The organism is Halobacillus sp. ABD4_316 (genome assembly GCF_056161385.1).
Map to the genome: position 1 here is coordinate 1,268,897 of NZ_JBSWZA010000001.1, position 17,746 is coordinate 1,286,642.

Here is a 17,746-nt window from a genome sequence, read left to right on the forward strand (position 1 = left end):
ATCAATCCGTCTCTATTTTCAAACAGTTGTATTGTTTACTTCTTCTGCCCCGTTCTGTACAATGAGCTCGTCAGAAAGGACGTGACAATCATGAGAGCTGCTGCAGGCAGTAAGTCTGTTGTGGAAAGGTACGGACTTGAAGCCGTCCCTGCCCATCAGAAAAATACGCCCTGGTACCGTTTCGCTTTTATCCAGATGGCCGTTGCGGCCAATGCCGGAAACTTCCTCGTTCCCGCTCTTGCTGTCATGGAAGGCGGGCTTTCCTTTTGGAGCGCTGTTCTCTGCACCTGTGCAGGCGCCTGGCTTGGGTTTCTATTTGTATCCTATTTATCTTTACCCGGGGCACGGCTCGGCATCCCAGCCCAGTATGCGATCCGCACGATGCTTGGTGTCCGGGGCGCCCAGTTTCTATCATCTCCTGTAAGGAGCTTGACTTCTCTGTACTGGTTTGCGGTCCAGACCATCGGAGGAACGTACGTCATTCAAGAACTGGTATCCAGAATTACCGGAGCTGCGCTTCCCTTCTGGATTGTTTCCCTGCCGTTATCTCTGTTGATGGTCCTATTAGCTATCCTCGGTTTTAACGCCGTTAAGAAAGCGACTAGTTATTTCCTTCCGCTCCTGCTTTTTGGAGAGGGGACTATGCTCTATGTATACTTTACTACAAACAATGAATCCGGTGCATCCTTAACGCTTGCTATGGATGGCTGGAGCGGCTCTATCCCGATGATGCTGTTCTTCTCAAGCCTGGCCTTCGTCCAGTATGTTTCTGGAGTGAGCGCATCAGCTGATATGACGAGATATGCGCAGACACCGGCCCAAGGTTTCTGGGGACTGCTTACAGGCAACGCCGCCGGGTTTCTTTTAACAGCAGTGATTGGATGTGCCTCAGCTACTCTTTATGGAAGTCTCAACCCTTACGTATCCTCTTCAAACCAGACGGCATCCCCCGTGATCATCGCGGTGATTACATTGACAGCTGTGATTTCCATGATCAGCATCAACGTCAGCAATGCCTATACCGGCGGTTTCAGTCTTCTCAACATTTTCCCTAAGCTTTCCAGGGTGCAGAGTGCCGTGCTTTTTGGCAGCGCAGGCGTTATTCTGAGTGGATTTCCAGACCTCGTGAATGAAGCGGAGTCATTTATCTCTCTTCTCGGCGGCTTGATCATTCCGATTTCTGCCGTTATTGTCAGTGATTTCCTTGTGGTGAAACGCAGTCGTCTGACCAACGAGGATTTGAACCTGCTTGCTTCTGCCCCGGCTGTCAATCGGGCAGCGATGGGGGCAGTGACCATCGGGACACTGTTGTACTTTATCTTTCCGGACGATTGGTCCCCCGGGTTTCTTACCTTTGTAGTGATTGCAGTGATATACCCGCTTACCCAGAGATACGCTGAAGAGCACAAGGAATCATAAGTTACGAAAAATCCCCCGCTTTTTTTCTGGCGGGGGACTTCTTATTTATCGACGTTTTTGACGACGGTCACCGGACTGGTAGCTCTCATTCAATGCACTCACGATCCGGCGTTGATCCATGCTTTCTTTTTCAAGAGGGTTCATTGGCTTCTTCATTGCTATCACCTCTGTCTTATTGTTCACACAATTCTCCCGATTATGTATGGAACAGCCGTCTACAACAGCGGATCGCATGATATAATAAAAGTAATTAAATGGGAGGGGGTAATTGGGATGACTTATGAATATAAAGATATCGTCGTTGCCGTGGATGGTTCCGTTACAGCAGAGGAGGCTTTTTCAAAAGCGATCGACATAGCCAACCGAAACGGGGCAAAACTGATTCTTGCTCACGTCGTGGATACAAGAGCTTTTGCTACTGTGGAAGCGTATGACCGTTCCTTAGCGATACGGGCAGAGCAGTACGCCACGGAGCTGTTGAACGACTATCAAAAGAAAGCGGAACAAGCCGGCGTCACCAACGTCGTGATTGATATTGAGTATGGGTCACCGAAAGTGAAAATCGCTAAAGATATTGCGCCTAAACACCACGCTGATTTAATTATCTGCGGTGCGACCGGTCTGAATGCAATGGAACGCTTCTTTATCGGAAGTGTTTCCGAGCACATTACCCGCTATTCCCCATGTGACGTTCTCGTTGTCCGGGCCGGTGCCGATAAACAAGAGAAGTAAAGAGCCCTTTAAAGGGCTCCTTCAGGCTGTCGAGACTTTCTCGACAGCCTTGTTTTTTTCGATTTTAAGCACTCCCAAGGGGCTTTCGCTCCTGGCGGTAGGAAAGAAAAAGCTTGTAAAGAAACAGAGGTTTCTCTACAAGCTGAAGGAGCCTCTCCAAGGGCTCCTTTTTCATTGATCTTTTCTTAATTCACGGACAACATGGCGAAGTTCCGGTAAAATCAGCTTTTCCATAGCCAGTTTCACCGCTCCTGTTGAACCAGGCGTGGCAAAGACCGCTTTTCCACCTGCCACCCCCGCCGCTGCCCTGGATAGGATAGCGGCAGATCCAATGTCTTCGGTGTAGCTGAGCATACGGAAAATCTCTCCAAAGCCCGGCATTTCCTTTTCAAAAACACGTTCCACTGCTTCAATCGTGACATCCCTGGCAGCGATTCCTGTGCCGCCATTCAGTAAAATGACGTCCATAGAGGGATGAGCCATGTACTCGCGAAGTTCTTGGAGAATGGACGCTTTCTCATCAGGCACAATCGAAGAGCGGAGGATTTCATGATTGTGCTCCAGCAGTTTTTCCTTCATCAGTCTGCCGCTCTTATCCGTATCCACTGTCCTTGTATCACTAACGGTAATGATCCCGCAGCGGACAGGCCCTTTTACTGCTTGCTTATGTTCATCAACAGACACGTTCAGCCTCCTTCCTCACTCGTGATGTGACGATACTGGTAAAATTTCATAGCGAATTCCGTCACCCGCTTCGTTAAATGGTAGTTCGAATATGCGCCGATGGCTATGCTTATAAAGGGAAGACCCTGCACCAGTTTTTTTCTGAACATCAAAATGAACAGGGACTTGAAGCAGTGCTTCAGCGGCTGCTCGAGCCATCCTTCATCCGTCAGGCGGTCATCACCGGCAACAATGAAGTTATGTTCTTTTTTCTCGACTTCCTGAATCAAATCTTCCCAGGCCTGCGCTTTCAAACGCTTGGGTAGTGTCGCCGCATGAAACACCTTCAAGGAAATCATCATTTCGTAAGGATGATTCATTTCATGGCCAAAGGTAAGTCCGATCAATTGAATGGCCCGGATGTTCATAAGCATCATCATCGGATAGTCGACACCGAGAAACAACCATCCTCCAGCCCCCGTCAATCCACCCTGAGCAAAAGAATACAGACGCCCACGAGCCATCTGCTGCTCAGCAATGTAAGTCAATTGATCAGTGGTTAACTCTTTTTCCATATCCTGAATGTGATGGATGTTGGAAGAAAAGATCCTGCCGGCGGTCAAAATCCGCTCACGCGCCTCATATTGATAGGACGTCCCTTGGAGAAACGCATGGGTGTGGAAGAACCACGCATCCAGCTTGGAAAAGAATTTATCCCTGACTCCAGGGTCCAGGTTCTGAAAATTTTGATGCATCCATTGATCATACATGTTTTCAAAATCATTCGGCTGGTACTGCCGGAACTGCTGAAGCCATACCTCAAGTTCTCTACGGATTCGATCATCAGCCAATCCATTCTCCCCCTTATAAGGCAGCCTTTTCCTCTATTGTAGCCTTAACAACGAAAAAAAAGCAATGAACCCGGAGAACCGGATTCACTGCTTTGACCTTTCTTATAAACCTTTTTCCACAGTATCGCGGGCAATCATGACTTCCTCGTTGGTAGGAATGACCATAACTTTGACCGGAGAGTGCGGGTAGTTCACAAACGCTTCTTTTCCACGGACTTTGTTCAAGGATGGATCCCAGTAAACACCCATGAACTCCAATCCTTTTAGGACACGTTCACGCATTGTGATACTGTTTTCACCAACACCTGCTGTGAAGATGATGCCATCGATTCCGTGCATGCGGGCGGCGTAGGAACCAATATATTTGTGGATACGGGCTGCGAACACTTCGAGAGCAAGCTCTGCACGTTCGTCCCCTTCATTCGCCTGCAATTCGATGTCTCTCAGATCGCTGGAGAAACCGGAAAGAGCCAGCATTCCACTTTCTTTATTCAATACATTCATAACTTCTGACGCTGTCTTACCCGTCTTTTCCATAATGAATGGAATAAGGGCAGGGTCAATGTTCCCGGAACGGGTTCCCATTGTTACCCCGGCAAGCGGTGTGAAGCCCATGGATGTATCAATGGATTTTCCACCTTCAATCGCTGCAATACTTGCTCCATTACCAAGGTGGCAGGAAAGCAGACGAAGCTCCTCAACCGGACGGCCGAGCATTTCCGCTGCACGCTCGGAAACATACTTATGAGACGTACCGTGGAAACCATATTTACGAATGCCGTACTCTTCATAGTACTCATATGGCAGGCTGTACAAGTAAGACTGCTCAGGCATGGACTGGTGGAAGGCTGTATCGAAAACGGCCACGTGCGGAACGTTCGGCAGCACTTCACGGAAAGCATTGATTCCTGTCAGGTTGGCAGGGTTATGCAGCGGTGCAAGGTCTGATACCTCTTCGATTTCTTCAATCACTTCGTCTGTAATCAATACAGATTCACTGAAGCGCTCGCCTCCGTGGACGACACGGTGGCCGACACCGTTAATTTCATCCAGAGAGTTGATGATGCCGTTGGCTGTCAGCTTATCCAAAAGCATTTTTACCGCTTCGGCATGATCAGGAATTTCTGTTACCGCTTTATCTTCTTCATCATTAAATTCAATGGTGAACACAGCGTCATCCAGACCGATCCGCTCGACGAGGCCTTTTGTAACGACTGTTTCCTCAGGCATTTCGATCAGTTGGAATTTCAACGATGAACTGCCGGCATTGATAGCAAGAATGTTATTACTCAACGATGCTCATCCCCTTAACTATAGGTTCGTAACTTTCTACCATTACTATTTAATCACCCGCACCCTTTGATTTCAAGGCAGTTCGGTGATGTTAACGTTTACTTGTTATATTCATTATTTTCTCACAATTACCGACTTTTATATTCATCAAACCAGGCGTTCATTTGACTGAGGATATCCGCCATACCATTTGGATTTTTAAAGGACGGCAGTTTCACAAGAAGGGCCTGTTTCGGCGCTTTTGTATCCTTCCCTTTCTTCTGCAGGATTAGTATGCTCTTGCCGTGCTTCTCATCCTTAAAGAGAGAATCAGAAAGCTGAAGCATTCCTACAATATGGGCGTGTTCACGCAGGTAGGCATTCAAAGCTTTGGACTGATCGCTTTCAAACAGGAAGTTCGGCACGATGAACATCAGGTACCCGCCTTCTTTCGTGTAGTTCAGTCCCTGTTCAATGAATAAGTGATGAGCGTAGGAAAGGCCTTCTTCTGCTTTCAACTCATACTTCGCTGCCTGCGCGTCATCCGGATAGTAACCCACCGGAAGATCTCCCATAACAAAATCAACAGGCTCCATTAAAAACGGGGCCAGGCTGTCCTGGTGGAAGAACTCAATCTTGTTTTTCTGCAGGTTGGCGTTGGTGACTGCCAGCTGGATCAATGTAGGATCCACTTCACTGGCATAAGCGTTCACCGTCATGTCAAGCTGGTTCATCACCGACGTAATCAAGTTGGCACTTCCCGCAGCCGGATCGAAGATTTTCAATTCCTCCTCGCCTTCAAACAAGCGGGAGGCGAGATACCCCATAAACATCGCGACAGAATCCGGAGTGATCAAGTGCTGCTGCTGTGTGGCTCCTTTCATCCCTTTCAGAATCGCCAGCTGAACAGCTTTCCGGATTTCTTCCTTCTCATGATTGTCCTTATTCACTTTCGTCAATTCATTTGTCAAATACGTTTGAAGGTTTTCACTCATGTCATCAAACGGCTGACCGTTGAATAATACATCCATTGTTTCCGCAATGGATTCGAGGTAGGTAATATTCATATCCTCTGAAATCGTTGTTGCTGTATCATCAATCCATTGAAATAGTTGTTCTACATGTTCCTGCTTCATAACTATTAGACTCCTTCTCCGTAAAATTCCAAAGAAATGACGCACGTTGTCAATAACAAAATGCGCCCGTTTACGTACTTGTTCCATTATGGTCTAAACTAACCATAACGAAAACCATGCCGTAATTCAACAATGTGAAACTTTCCCGATTTATTTGAAAACTGTGTGCGCTTACACTTTTGAAATGATATGATATGGCTGAAGCTGTACAACTTAAAGGAGGAGTCATGATGACAGATCAACGTAGAAACCTATACTTTTATTATCATCAAAAAAGCGAACTTCAGGATAAATTAGAGGCGCTCTTCCAACTGGCAAGAGACAATGACTTCCAGATTGTCGAAGAATCTAATGACGCCAATATCATTATTGCTGTCGGAGGAGACGGGGCCTTTCTTCAAGCTGTCAGAAAAACGGGATTCCGGCAGGACTGCCTGTATGTAGGGATCCGCAGTGAGAATGAAGCCGGCCTGTACTGTGACTTTAATATTGATGATCACGATGAAATGATCGAAGCCATGAAAAATGCAGAAGTAGAGGTACGGCGCTTCCCTGTTATCGATACCACCATCAACGATGAATCCACCTTCTCCTGCCTGAATGAATGCAGTGTACGGTCGACATTGATTAAATCCATTGTCATTGATGTGTATATTGATGATCTTCATTTTGAAACGTTCCGGGGAGACGGATTGATCATCGCCACTCCAACTGGAAGTACAGCCTACAACAAATCCATCAATGGAGCCGTTGTCGATCCAAAACTCCCGTGCTTCCAAATCAGTGAGCTTGCCTCCTTGAATAACAACCGTTACCGGACCCTCGGTTCATCCTTCATCCTCAGTGGAGAAAGAACCTTGAACCTTAAAGTCAGACAAGATGGAAACGACTACCCGATTATCGGCATGGACAATGAAGCGTTCTCCATCCGAAACATCCATGACGTTACAGTAAACCTCAGTGAAAAAGTGATCAAAACGGTCAAGCTTAAAAATAATACGTACTGGGATCGTGTGAAACGCACATTCCTATAACCATCACAAAAGGCCTCCGCGGAAAATATCCGTGGAGGCCTTTGATATCAGGAGCGCTGATAGACAATATCTTCGTCGACCACTGTCATCGTCACTTTTGCATCTGCAAGTTCATGCGATTTCAGTGCAAAGAGGTCTCTGTCCAGCACTGTAAAGTCAGCGGTGAATCCAGGCTGGATCATCCCCTGCTCTCCCTCTTTATGAATCGCTTCTGCACTTCCTTTCGTATACAGACTGACGGCTTCATAAACGCTCAGCTTTTCTTCTGCCTGGTACACTTCATGATCATAGGAAGCTCGGCGGTCCACCGCAGCCCGGATTCCAAGAAGCGGATTAATTTCTTCAATTGGAGCATCCGATCCACCGGCACACGTAAGGCCGGCATCCAGAAGCGTTTTCCACGAATACGAGTTTTTCAGACGCATGTTCCCAAGCCTTTCCATCACCCACGGAAAGTCAGAAGCTACGAAGGTCGGCTGAATATCCAGAACGACGTTCAAATGCTGAAGCTTATGAATCAATTCACTGCTTAAAATCTGGGCGTGAATGATACGGTCACGCTCGCCTGTCTTGAGAGGATTTCTGGCTACTGCATCTGCTACAGCTTCCACCGCTCCGTCTCCGATAGCATGAACGGCCACAGGCATGTTCCGCTTCCGTGCTTCGCCGACGAGGGTGTCCAGTTCCTCCTGCGTATGGATGGCTACCCCATAATTGTCCGGATCATCCGCATAAGGTTGTTTCAACCAGGCTGTCCGTCCTCCAAGAGCTCCATCAGAAAAAATTTTCAACGCTCCCAGTTCTACAAAGTCCGTTCCCTGTTTGAATCCAAGCCCATACGCATCCACCTGCTCGATTACACCGTGATGAATGAGCAGGTGGGCCCTGAACTTTGTTGTTTTCCCGTCAATCACATCCAAAAAGGCGTCATAGGTTCTTTTGAATCCTCCGTAATAGTTCAAATCCTCACTGTGACCACCGACAAGTCCGAAGGCATGCATATCCTTGACCGCAAGATCTGCTGCTTTCCTTAAATATTCCGGTGTAACCTCAGGCATGGCTGATTTGATCAGATCCTGAGCTTTATCATGGAAATATCCGGTCACACGTCCGGACTCATCTTTAACGACCACCCCTCCCTGAGGATCGGGAGTAAGATCTGTAACCTTCGCAAGCTCCATGGCTTTTGTATTGGCAAGCAGAGCATGACGACAGACCCGCGTAAGCATCATGGGATGATCTCTGGAGATTTCGTCCAGTTCGTCCTTATGTATGATCCGCTTTTCCTCCCACTGGTTCTCATTCCAGCCATCCCCGATAATCCATTCACCTTCAGGAAGCTGTTCCGCGTGCAGCTGAAGGGCCTGCTTGACTTCCTCGGCCGATTTCATAAAAGATAAATCCAGACGCATCAGCCGTTCGCCGTGACCGAGGATGTGCAGGTGACTGTCTGTAAAACCAGGGTACATCACCGCGCCCTTCAGATCGATTTCTTCCTTAATATCATCTTTATAGGATTCAAACAAATCCTGAGTATCCCCTACAGCTTTTATGCGCCCGCCTTCGGTCACAACAGATTCCACCCAGGCGTCTTCAGCTGTCAGGGTATAAATTTTTCCACCATACCAAAGCTTCATGCCAACACTTCCTCTCTTTTCATTTACTACTATCTATAACATATTCAGGAAAAAAAGAGAACTGTAAACAAAACCCTGACCTAGGATAGGTCAGGGTTTCAAGAGCTTATAAGAGATCATCAAAAGCGTCTTCCTGCTGGTCCGTACTTCCCTGCGCATCGACTTCGATGGTGTAGGATTCACGGACCGCCTTCTCAAGATCTTCCGAAAAGTCGGTATTGGATTCGTAGTAATTTGCATTCGCTCTTGTCGGTTTTGTTTTCGGCGCTTTTGGTACGAAGACCGTACAGCAGTCTTCAAATGGACGGATCGAAATATTATACGTTCCTATTTTCCGGGAAATATCAATGATTTCAAGCTTATCCATCGCTGCAAGTGGACGGATCACAGGGTAATTGGTTACTTCATTGATGGTGTTCATACTCTCCATCGTCTGGCTGGCCACCTGACCAAGACTTTCGCCTGTCGTTATGGACAGAATTCCCTGCTGCTCCGCGATTTTCTCACTTATTCTCATCATCATCCGTCTCGTAATCGTCATGCTGTACCCGGACGGCATTTCACGGTGAATCTTCTGCTGAACAGCTGTGAACGGGATGACATGGATTTTCACCTTGCTTCCGAACTTAGCCAGTTCCTGGGCAAGATCAATCACTTTCTGTTTCGCACGTTCACTCGTATAAGGCGGAGAATGGAAGTGGACCGCTTCAAGTTCCACCCCGCGCTTCATCGTCAAATAACCGGCCACAGGACTGTCGATTCCTCCGGAAAGCATCAGCAGACTCTTTCCTGTCGTACCCGCCGGAAGACCGCCGGCTCCCGGATAATCACGTGCCGTGATGAGGACACCTTCGTGGCGGACCTCCACTTTGATCTCTACGTCAGGATGGTGGACATCGACCGTGACACCGTCTGTGTTCCTAAGGATATGCCCGCCAAGCATCGGGTTGATTTCCTGGGATGGAAGCGGGAATGATTTGTCCGTTCGCTTGGAAGAGATTTTAAAGGTCCGGGCTCCCTCAGCATCACGAAAAGCCAGCAGAACAGCATCTTTCATCGCTTCCTCTGTCTGCTCAACCTTCACAGCAAAGCTCAGGCTGTGAATCCCAAATACCTTCTGGCACGCTTCCATAACCTTCTGAGGATGCTCTCCATTTAAGTGTACATACATACGCCCCTGGGTCTTTTCAATCGTCGTTTCAGGGAACTCCTTGAGTTTACCCGACAAATTGTACTTCAGCTTCTGTTCAAATAACTTTTTATTTTTTCCTTTTAACGCCATTTCACCATAACGGATCATAATACGATCGAATTTCATTGATTGCTCACCTCATTGCAGCTTGTAAGTGATGGACAGCTTCATCCAGTGCATCTACAAATTGTTTAATATCCTCTTCCGTATTCTGTGAAGAAAAACTGACTCTTAACGCTGATGTGGTACGGTCATAATCAAAATTACAAGCCTTCAGGACAGCACTCACATCCGGCTGCTTGGAGGAGCAGGCGGACTTGGTCGAAATATAAATTTCTTTCTCCCCTAATGCGTGGATGACCACTTCAGGTTTCAAGCCGGGTATAGAAAAATTCGTAATGTGGGAAACGCCATCCTCTGGAGAGTTCAACACACAATAGGACCGTTTCCTTAAGGCTTCCCTCAGCCGGGATCTCAACTTCCATAAATGGTCCCGGTGGTGGTGCTCTTTTTCCTTCAGGATGCGGAGGGCTTTAACAAAGGCTACCGTTCCAGGGAGGTTCTCGGTACCCGCTCTCAATTCAGCTTCCTGGCTTCCCCCATGAAGCATTGGGAATAAGGAAACACGCTTCCGGACAAGAAGGGCTCCGGTCCCTTTCACACCATGAATTTTATGACCCGAAATGGTACACAAATCAATGCCCCATTCATTCATGGGAAGATCGATTTTACCAAGTCCCTGGACATGGTCTACATGAAAGTGAATTTTCGGATGTGCTTTCAGTTTCTGTCCGATGTCCTTAATGGGCTGAATGGAACCCAGCTCGTTATTTACAGACATCACACTGACTAAAATGGTATCCGGCCTGACGGCATTCATAACAGCTCCAGCATCTACAAGGCCGTTTCGATTTACATCTATATAGGTAACTTCAAAGCCCAATGACTCCAAGGCTCGAAAAGCTTCCATGACAGATGGGTGCTCAATAGAAGTTGTAATCAGATGTTTTCCTCTATTTTGATGCTGCAGAGCCACCCCTTTCACCGCCATATTGTTCCCCTCTGTACCACCAGAGGTAAAGATCACCTCATTCGGGTCCACATGCAGCAGACTGGCTGCCTGCTTTCGGGAACGATCAAGCAGCCGCTCCACTTCACTTCCCAGACTGTGAATGGAGGAAGGATTGGCGAAATACTGCTCTGCGGCTTTCTGGAAACTTGCCAGCACTTCCGGATAAGGCTGGGTCGTCGCGCTGTTATCCAAGTATATCATTGGCTTTGACTCCTTTTTTTCAAATTGCAGTCCATAATTCTACCACACCAACGGCAGAAATGAAACAGCCGGCCCCCGCCGCAGCCCCGCAAAAAAAGGCATCTGCAGGACTGCAGATGCCTTTTTCACCGGAAGACGGCTTATTCCATTGAATCCAAATGTTCCAGGATCGTATCTATACTCAGCTTTCCATCTTCCGTCACATCATCCACCCAGGACTGCGTGTATTCCATGCTTCCCAAAATATCTTCAGGCTGACCTGATAGGATGACGGACGGGTTCTCACTATCCGTCTGCTTCATCAGCTTTTCCTCCACTCCGTCGTCCAGCCGGCTGTAGCTGTGTTCCGATGCGGGAAGACGTCCGCTGTCACCAGGCAGGAGGAGAAAAACAAGTACTGTTGTCCATAGGAGGACGACACCTGCGGATAAGCCTATTAGCAGTTTTTTTCTCATGCATCCACGTCCTAGACAAGCATTTCTTCTTCTGCTTCCATTTTCTCAAGCGCTCCGGGGTCTACTTCTTTTACCGCTTCAGCCGCCAGAGTTAAAGCTTCGTCATACTGATAGGAGCGGAATTTCTCTTCAGCTTCAAGCAGCTTAGCCGCCAGCAGTGGATGCTTGCTCCGATATCGATTCCCATGTTGGATGAGGCGCTCTGATAAATGAGCTTTATCCATTACCTTTTCAGCATCGTTTCTCAGTTTTTCCACCAGTTCAACCGCTTCGTCTAAAGATGCGTGAACATCATTCATATCCAGGGGCTGTTTCTCCAGGTTTTGAAAAACTTCATCCACTTTTTCACTCGCTGCTTTCATATCTTCAAAGATAAAAACAGGAATTCCCGGGATATTACTCCTCTTGAGACGACGGTGGGTTTCCATCAACAGCTCTTCCATTTTTCTCAACTGCTGCTTCGCCTCGCGTTCGTCTTTCCTCAGGTTTTCCACCCGCTCCTGGAAGAATGCATGTTTCTCCTGGAGGTCAGCGGTCTGTTTCTGCAGCTGTTCCAGATCATCACGCAGTTCGGAATAGGCGGTTTCCCCATCCTGGCGCTTGAATTCGAGACTGATCATTTTCTTTCTCAGCTGATTGAACCAGTTTTTCAATCCTTGGTGGGATTCCACATCATCTTCTTCGAGCTGATAGGTTACAAGCAGCTCATTCAGTTCTTGTTCTGTCACACTCAACATGCTTTCCAGCTCATCCAGCTTCGCTTTAAGAGGTTCAAACTGTTTTTCTACATATTGATGAGCAACGGCTTCGCCTTCCAGCACCTGATACATCTCCTGGATCCTGGACTCAATGGCTTCTACAGCTTCCTGAACATCGGATTGATCCCCTTGCTCCAGCTTTTCAAAAGCTTCAGTCAGTGTGCGCTCATGTTTATGTATTTCCGGCAGAAATTCGAAATGGGTAATCCGATAGCCTTCTGCTTTCATTTCCTCGATTCCGCTTTTCAACTCCCTCAGCTGTTCCGGAAGTTCAACTTTCACTTTACGGTACCGTTCGGGGAAAGCTTCTACATCCTCCTGAAGCAGGACGGTCTCTTCCTTAACGGTCTGCACCAGTTTATTGGCCTCCAGGTAATCCCCCTGCTCTGTCAGCTGTTCAAACTGGGACAGCTTTTCTTTCTGTGCATCCACCCTTTTTTCAAAAAAACTGACGGCTTTCCCGTACTGGTGACGGTTCTGGATCAGACGTTTCGTCAATTCTTTCAATTCAGGAGCGATGGATTCAATTTCCACACGGCTCTCTTTTTCAGAGTTCAGAAGATATTCCAATTCTGTCAGCATCGTTTTTATATCTTCTTCAATCGATTCCAGTTTCTTTTCAGTATTTTCAATCACGGACCTGACTTTCTTCAGCCGGTATTTGTCGGCCGCTTCCTCTGCGTCAAAAAGGTATTCTTCCAGTTCGGGCAGTTCTTTTGTAAGGATTTGATCCCAACGTTCACGCCATGTTTCGAACTTTTCTTGTGTCTCGCCGGAAAGGTTCAGGTTTTTTACTTTGGATAATTCCTCCGTTACGCGCCGGTTCATAATATCCATTTTCCAACCTTCCAGACGATCCACTTCATCATAGACCTTTTTACGCCAAATCAGCCCGATGATGAACATTGCAATAAGTAGTAATATAGCCCCTATGACGTACTTCATAAATAGCCTCCTTACAATAAACATGTCCTACGGATGAATTACGTTCCGATATGTGATTTAGTTGTTTATAATGATACCATGTAAAACAGCCTTTTGGCTAAATTATTTCAAAATTATTAGTGTACTGACAAAAAATTCTATTAAAGGAGGACGGCCGGATGAAAGATGGTCACATCCATACTCCCTACTGCCCTCACGGGTCGAAGGATTCGCTTGAAAGTTATATAGAAAATGCCATAAAAGCAGGATATTCGGCGTTGACGTTCACCGAACACGCTCCTCTTCCTGATTCCTTTACAGATCCCGCACCAGCTAAAGACAGCAGCATGACAATCGAAGACCTGGAAAACTACCTGGCGGATCTGGCCGGGCTGCAGAAACAATACAAAAAGGACCTCACGATTTTGAAAGGACTCGAAGTGGATTATATCGAAGGGTACGAGAAGGAAATCTCATCGTTTCTTGACACCTATGGTCCGGAACTGGACGACAGCATCCTCTCCGTCCATTTTCTCAAAGGGAACAGGGCGTGGTACTGTATCGATTACAGTCCGGATATGTTCGAAGAGGCAGCGGCAGACTTCGGAAGCATAGAGGCTCTCTACCACGCCTATTACAAAGCCCTTGCCCAATCCGTTCGAACCCCCTTAGGCTCTCATAAACCAAAACGGATCGGCCACATGACTTTAGTAAGGAAGTTTCAGAAGCTTTATCCCGGTCCGGAAGAATGGCCGGCCAGTGCTTCCCGCTTTTTGGCCCTGGTCAGGGAACATGGCTTTGAACTCGATTATAACGGGGCAGGAATGAAAAAAAACCACTGTAAAGAAACCTACCCGCCGCTTGCCATCGCCCGGGAGGCTTCTTCCATGGGAATTCCATTGATTTATGGATCGGATGCCCATACCGCTTCTGCTTTGAAGCAGGGCTGGGACGCTGTTGATCATTCCTTGATCAAACCCTGGCCGCGATAAGCTGTACTGATTGATGTTCATTCATTAAGTCGCTGTATACCTCAACAAAATGGTCAATGGAGGCTTCTGTAATAAACGGATCTTTAAATTCATGAGGCATCGTGAAGGGGGCATTCAAGAGCCCCTTCAGCTGTAAAAGGCAGAGCTTCTCTTTGAAGGTCACTTCAATGTGGGAATGTTTATCAAATAAAATCTGCGTGAACAAATGATTTTCCTTAGCCAGATAGGTGACGAGCATTTCCCTGGCGAAAACGGTATTCAGGGAAAGCTCCCGGTTTAAGAGACAGGATAGTTGATAATGAGTCTGTTTATAATGTAGAATTTGCTTCACTAACGAATGAAGACGGCTGCCATCCTCAGAGGGCTGCTCACTTTCAAGCATTTCAAGATAGGGTTCAAAGTAACTGACAGCGAGCGATTCAAAAAGGCCCTGCTTGCTTTTGAAGTAGTAATGGATCAATGAAACATTCACATTGGCTGCCTTAGCAATATCTCTGACCGATGTTCCATTAAACCCCTGGCTGTAGAATAGGCGGCAGGCTACGTCCAACACTTTGTTGCGTGTTCCATTCGGTCGATTCATTATTTTTTCCCCCTCGGGATAGGATTCTCTATAATCTTGGGAAATCCTGCTTAGAATCGCCCTGCAAATCCCGACAAATCTCCCATGTTTTGTCGAATAAAAATGATTAGGAGGTCTATGATGTTCCAATCCATGACTTATTCAGGTACAAAAGAGCAGCAGTATGATCTGCTTAATAAGCAGTTGAAAGCCTTGATCGAGGATGAAAAAGATGCTGTGGCCAACCTTTCCAACGCATCGTCTCTGCTCAACCAGTTCCTCGATGATGTAAACTGGGTCGGCTTTTATGTATGGAAAGAAGACGAGCTTGTGCTCGGACCATTCCAGGGTATGCCCGCCTGTGTACGCATCCCCTCTGGAAGAGGCGTATGCGGGACAGCCGTCGCTGAAAGAAAAGTTCAGCGCGTAGAAGATGTCCACGCTTTCCCGGGCCATATTGCCTGCGATGCAGCCAGTCAGTCCGAAATTGTCGTTCCCATTGTTAAAAACGGAGACATTTACGGCGTTCTGGATATCGACAGTCCTTCTAAAGGCCGCTTCGATGAAGTGGACGAGCAGAAGCTGGTCGAGTTCGTGGAAACTCTACAACACTATATTTAATAGACAAAAAAGTCCCGTTCTATAAAAGAACGGGACTTTTTATATCTATCTCTCCTTTGAACTCGCTGATACCAAGAACATATAGGTTAAATATCTGGATCATTTTTTTTAGTGCAGTTCCGTCCTGCTTTTTTTGCTTGATAGAGGGCGCGGTCGGCTTGAAGGATAAGCGCTTTCCTTTCCGGTCTGCCATGTATCGCTTTCCAGGAGGCAAACCCGCAGGATACGGTGACCCCTGGATGGGTCTCTGAAGCGATTCGCTCACGGATACTTTCCGTGATTTGAAAGGCCTCTCCTGCACTGGTCGAAGGGAAATACACGGCCAGCTCCTCCCCACCCCAGCGCGCGGCCAGGCCGGAAGAACCAGCCATTTCCTCCTGGATCACCGCCGCAGCCTGGCAGATGACTTCGTCTCCTGTCTGATGTCCATACGTGTCATTCACCGCTTTGAAATGATCGATATCTACCAATATTAAATGCCCCTGCTCATCTTCCTTGATGTGCTTATCCAAACGATCATCCAGATAAATCCTGGAATGAAGTTTTGTTAAGTAATCGGTGATCACTGTTCGTTCCAGTTCCTCTTGAAGGATGGAATTGGCAAAGGCTAGAGCCGAATGTTGAACAAGGGACTGCAGAAGCTTAAAGGAATCAAAGGAGAAAAAAGACGGTTTCTTATGCAGGACGACCGCAAACCCGGTTTGTTGTTGATGATCCTTCATGGGAACCGCCATCAGTGATCGGTAAGGATGAAGGACATCCGCACTCTCCCCATGAAGATCACTGATAAAAACCGGACCGCCGCCCTCCCTTTCGAACAGCGATTGGATAGCTGAAACTTCTTCAAGATTGAAAACCGACGCGAAGTAGTTGGAACTGCCTTCCAGGACGCTCGCTCCCCCTTCCCCTGCATAGGTAAGAAAGCCTGCCTCGTCTGCTTGAAAAACTTCCTGGATCTGTTCTACCATAAATGCCGCCTTTTCCGACAGTTTGGTATAGGAATTCAAACGCCGGGAGGCTGCGGTAATAATTTGGAGGTCATTATTCTTTTTCCGGGCCTGCTCATATAAACGTGCATTCTCAAATGCCTTTCCCGCCGTACCGGCAATTTGTATGAAGAACTCCACCTCTTTCCCCCTGATGGGAAGGGGATAGGGAATAGTAATCTGAAGCACGCCATACACCCCCTGCCTCCCTTTAAGCGGTGCATATAATAAGAACTCCTGCCCATTCGGATTTTCAATGATTCGAAATTCCCCTGTGATAAAAGCCTGAAGACCCGGATTGCTGCTGAAGCTTTCATTATAGGAGAGGACGTACACAGGCACGTCAGCCATTTCCTCAAACTCCTGAGAAAGGTGAAGATGGTATTGAAAGGATGGGTACACTTCAGAAAGCGTCGCAATGATCTCCTTTAACACGGTTTGTATATCGATAGAGGAATGAAAGTGAGCGGTCACATTCAAAAGACGGTCAAACATTCTCTTCTCTTCCTTCATCGTATAAAAGGCATCCGCTTTTTCTATAATCTTCTCCAAGCTTTCAGCTGCAGCTTTCAGATCGGAGGAAGGCATCAGAGAAGAAGCTTTAGTTCTGTAAGTGAAAGCCAGATACCCGACGACTTCTCCCATTTTTTTCAAAGGAAGGACAATCACCTGATCATCATGACCAGGTTGTGTCAGCATATGCCGCTTTATAGAAGGAGCAGCCATCTCCTCTTCCGGACCGGGTGCAGCAGCCATGGCAAAGGATTGATGAAAATAGACGGGTGTATCTTCTTGTCTGTAAAGCTGATACACGCCTCTCCATTGATGAAACATGTAGCAGGCTGTGCCCTCTGCGTGCATAAAATCCTTCATTTCCTTCATCAGCCTGATGAGGAATGGTTCAAACGCAGGGGGCGTCTCAGTCATCATCCATTCAAAGAGACGACTGTTCAAGCGGTTAAACTTCATTTCGATAGAGCATGGGACACTCATCCGATTCACCTGTCTTCCCGCACACACTTTTAAGTATATTGTACCATCTCTTTATACCCAAAAACAGATATGTATATGTAAAAAATGACAATCCAATGTGCTGTGACAGCAGACACGCGGTATACGTTGAAAATCTTTAATGAAAAAAGCAGAGAACACCTTGACTTCCTCTATTATTCTTTATATAATATTCGTTGTGTAAAATAAATGGCAGCCTATGTGAGCCGCCGTTGTTATCATTTTGTT

16 protein-coding genes are annotated in these 17,746 nt (G+C 47.0%); 5 read left to right on the top strand and 11 right to left on the bottom strand.

What is annotated here, in order from left to right; genetic code table 11:
- Positions 1–90 precede the first annotated feature (90 nt).
- A complete protein-coding gene (locus tag ACXAJH_RS06845; RefSeq protein WP_474969196.1) occupies positions 91–1,419 on the top strand; it encodes a purine-cytosine permease family protein in 1,329 nt (442 codons plus the stop codon).
- A gap of 273 nt (positions 1,420–1,692) precedes the next feature.
- Entirely contained in the window at positions 1,693–2,151 is a 459-nt protein-coding gene (locus ACXAJH_RS06850) for a universal stress protein (protein ID WP_160836355.1), read from the top strand.
- 171 nt (positions 2,152–2,322) lie between these two features.
- Here ACXAJH_RS06850 and ACXAJH_RS06855 read toward each other — a convergent pair whose 3' ends face one another.
- The 4 genes from ACXAJH_RS06855 to ACXAJH_RS06870 form a co-directional block, all read right to left on the bottom strand.
- Positions 2,323–2,835 carry a MogA/MoaB family molybdenum cofactor biosynthesis protein gene (locus ACXAJH_RS06855; protein ID WP_474971144.1) on the bottom strand — a complete coding sequence of 171 codons (513 nt, stop codon included), beginning with the start codon at positions 2,833–2,835 and terminating at the stop codon, positions 2,323–2,325.
- Positions 2,836–2,837: 2 nt separating this feature from the next.
- The gene (locus ACXAJH_RS06860; RefSeq protein WP_474969198.1) at positions 2,838–3,665 is read right to left on the bottom strand and encodes an EcsC family protein; all 828 of its coding nucleotides are present in this window, start codon (positions 3,663–3,665) and stop codon (positions 2,838–2,840) included.
- Between the two features lie 102 nt (positions 3,666–3,767).
- Entirely contained in the window at positions 3,768–4,958 is a 1,191-nt protein-coding gene (locus tag ACXAJH_RS06865) for an acetate kinase (RefSeq protein WP_474993420.1), read from the bottom strand.
- Between the two features lie 128 nt (positions 4,959–5,086).
- Positions 5,087–6,073, bottom strand: a complete 987-nt coding sequence (locus ACXAJH_RS06870) for a class I SAM-dependent methyltransferase (RefSeq protein ID WP_474993421.1) — start codon at positions 6,071–6,073, stop codon at positions 5,087–5,089.
- Positions 6,074–6,303: 230 nt separating this feature from the next.
- Here ACXAJH_RS06870 and ACXAJH_RS06875 point away from each other — a divergent pair, with 230 nt between their 5' ends.
- Entirely contained in the window at positions 6,304–7,107 is an 804-nt protein-coding gene (locus ACXAJH_RS06875; RefSeq protein WP_474969201.1) for an NAD kinase, read from the top strand.
- 47 nt (positions 7,108–7,154) lie between these two features.
- Here ACXAJH_RS06875 and ACXAJH_RS06880 read toward each other — a convergent pair whose 3' ends face one another.
- The 5 genes from ACXAJH_RS06880 to ezrA all read right to left on the bottom strand — a co-directional run bounded on the left by ACXAJH_RS06880 (position 7,155) and on the right by ezrA (position 13,367).
- Positions 7,155–8,744: an amidohydrolase gene (locus ACXAJH_RS06880; protein ID WP_474993422.1), complete on the bottom strand. Its 1,590-nt coding sequence runs from the start codon at positions 8,742–8,744 to the stop codon at positions 7,155–7,157.
- 106 nt (positions 8,745–8,850) lie between these two features.
- Entirely contained in the window at positions 8,851–10,062 is a 1,212-nt protein-coding gene (thiI, locus tag ACXAJH_RS06885; protein ID WP_474993423.1) for a tRNA uracil 4-sulfurtransferase ThiI, read from the bottom strand.
- Positions 10,063–10,069: 7 nt separating this feature from the next.
- The gene (locus ACXAJH_RS06890) at positions 10,070–11,209 is read right to left on the bottom strand and encodes a cysteine desulfurase family protein (RefSeq protein WP_474971140.1); all 1,140 of its coding nucleotides are present in this window, start codon (positions 11,207–11,209) and stop codon (positions 10,070–10,072) included.
- A 140-nt stretch (positions 11,210–11,349) separates the two neighbouring features.
- Positions 11,350–11,664 (bottom strand): hypothetical protein, encoded by a 315-nt coding sequence (locus tag ACXAJH_RS06895; RefSeq protein ID WP_474969205.1) that lies wholly within the window; start codon positions 11,662–11,664, stop codon positions 11,350–11,352.
- 11 nt (positions 11,665–11,675) lie between these two features.
- Positions 11,676–13,367: a septation ring formation regulator EzrA gene (gene ezrA / locus ACXAJH_RS06900; protein WP_474969206.1), complete on the bottom strand. Its 1,692-nt coding sequence runs from the start codon at positions 13,365–13,367 to the stop codon at positions 11,676–11,678.
- Between the two features lie 158 nt (positions 13,368–13,525).
- Between ezrA and hisJ the strand changes: the two genes are divergently transcribed.
- Positions 13,526–14,338 (top strand): histidinol-phosphatase HisJ, encoded by an 813-nt coding sequence (gene hisJ, locus ACXAJH_RS06905; RefSeq protein ID WP_474969207.1) that lies wholly within the window; start codon positions 13,526–13,528, stop codon positions 14,336–14,338.
- On the opposite strand, the gene refZ is transcribed toward hisJ, so the two are convergent.
- On the bottom strand, positions 14,319–14,921 hold the full coding sequence (refZ, locus tag ACXAJH_RS06910) for a forespore capture DNA-binding protein RefZ (RefSeq protein ID WP_474969208.1): 603 nt from the start codon (positions 14,919–14,921) through the stop codon (positions 14,319–14,321). The genes hisJ and refZ overlap by 20 nt on opposite strands.
- A gap of 120 nt (positions 14,922–15,041) precedes the next feature.
- Here refZ and ACXAJH_RS06915 point away from each other — a divergent pair, with 120 nt between their 5' ends.
- A complete protein-coding gene (locus tag ACXAJH_RS06915) occupies positions 15,042–15,521 on the top strand; it encodes a GAF domain-containing protein (RefSeq protein ID WP_474969209.1) in 480 nt (159 codons plus the stop codon).
- A gap of 86 nt (positions 15,522–15,607) precedes the next feature.
- Here the strand turns inward: ACXAJH_RS06915 and ACXAJH_RS06920 are convergent, their stop codons facing one another.
- On the bottom strand, positions 15,608–17,500 hold the full coding sequence (locus ACXAJH_RS06920) for a sensor domain-containing diguanylate cyclase (protein ID WP_474993424.1): 1,893 nt from the start codon (positions 17,498–17,500) through the stop codon (positions 15,608–15,610).
- Positions 17,501–17,746 lie beyond the last annotated feature (246 nt).

Coding starts and splice junctions, on each gene's coding strand:
- ACXAJH_RS06845 (WP_474969196.1), top strand. CDS start 91: ATGAGAGCTGCTGCAGGCAGTAAGTCTGTTGTGGAAAGGTACGGACTT.
- ACXAJH_RS06850 (WP_160836355.1), top strand. CDS start 1,693: ATGACTTATGAATATAAAGATATCGTCGTTGCCGTGGATGGTTCCGTT.
- ACXAJH_RS06870 (WP_474993421.1), bottom strand. CDS start 6,073: ATGAAGCAGGAACATGTAGAACAACTATTTCAATGGATTGATGATACA.
- ACXAJH_RS06875 (WP_474969201.1), top strand. CDS start 6,304: ATGACAGATCAACGTAGAAACCTATACTTTTATTATCATCAAAAAAGC.
- ACXAJH_RS06880 (WP_474993422.1), bottom strand. CDS start 8,744: ATGAAGCTTTGGTATGGTGGAAAAATTTATACCCTGACAGCTGAAGAC.
- thiI (WP_474993423.1), bottom strand. CDS start 10,062: ATGAAATTCGATCGTATTATGATCCGTTATGGTGAAATGGCGTTAAAA.
- ACXAJH_RS06890 (WP_474971140.1), bottom strand. CDS start 11,209: ATGATATACTTGGATAACAGCGCGACGACCCAGCCTTATCCGGAAGTG.
- ACXAJH_RS06895 (WP_474969205.1), bottom strand. CDS start 11,664: ATGAGAAAAAAACTGCTAATAGGCTTATCCGCAGGTGTCGTCCTCCTA.
- ezrA (WP_474969206.1), bottom strand. CDS start 13,367: ATGAAGTACGTCATAGGGGCTATATTACTACTTATTGCAATGTTCATC.
- hisJ (WP_474969207.1), top strand. CDS start 13,526: ATGAAAGATGGTCACATCCATACTCCCTACTGCCCTCACGGGTCGAAG.
- refZ (WP_474969208.1), bottom strand. CDS start 14,921: ATGAATCGACCGAATGGAACACGCAACAAAGTGTTGGACGTAGCCTGC.
- ACXAJH_RS06915 (WP_474969209.1), top strand. CDS start 15,042: ATGTTCCAATCCATGACTTATTCAGGTACAAAAGAGCAGCAGTATGAT.
- ACXAJH_RS06920 (WP_474993424.1), bottom strand. CDS start 17,500: ATGAGTGTCCCATGCTCTATCGAAATGAAGTTTAACCGCTTGAACAGT.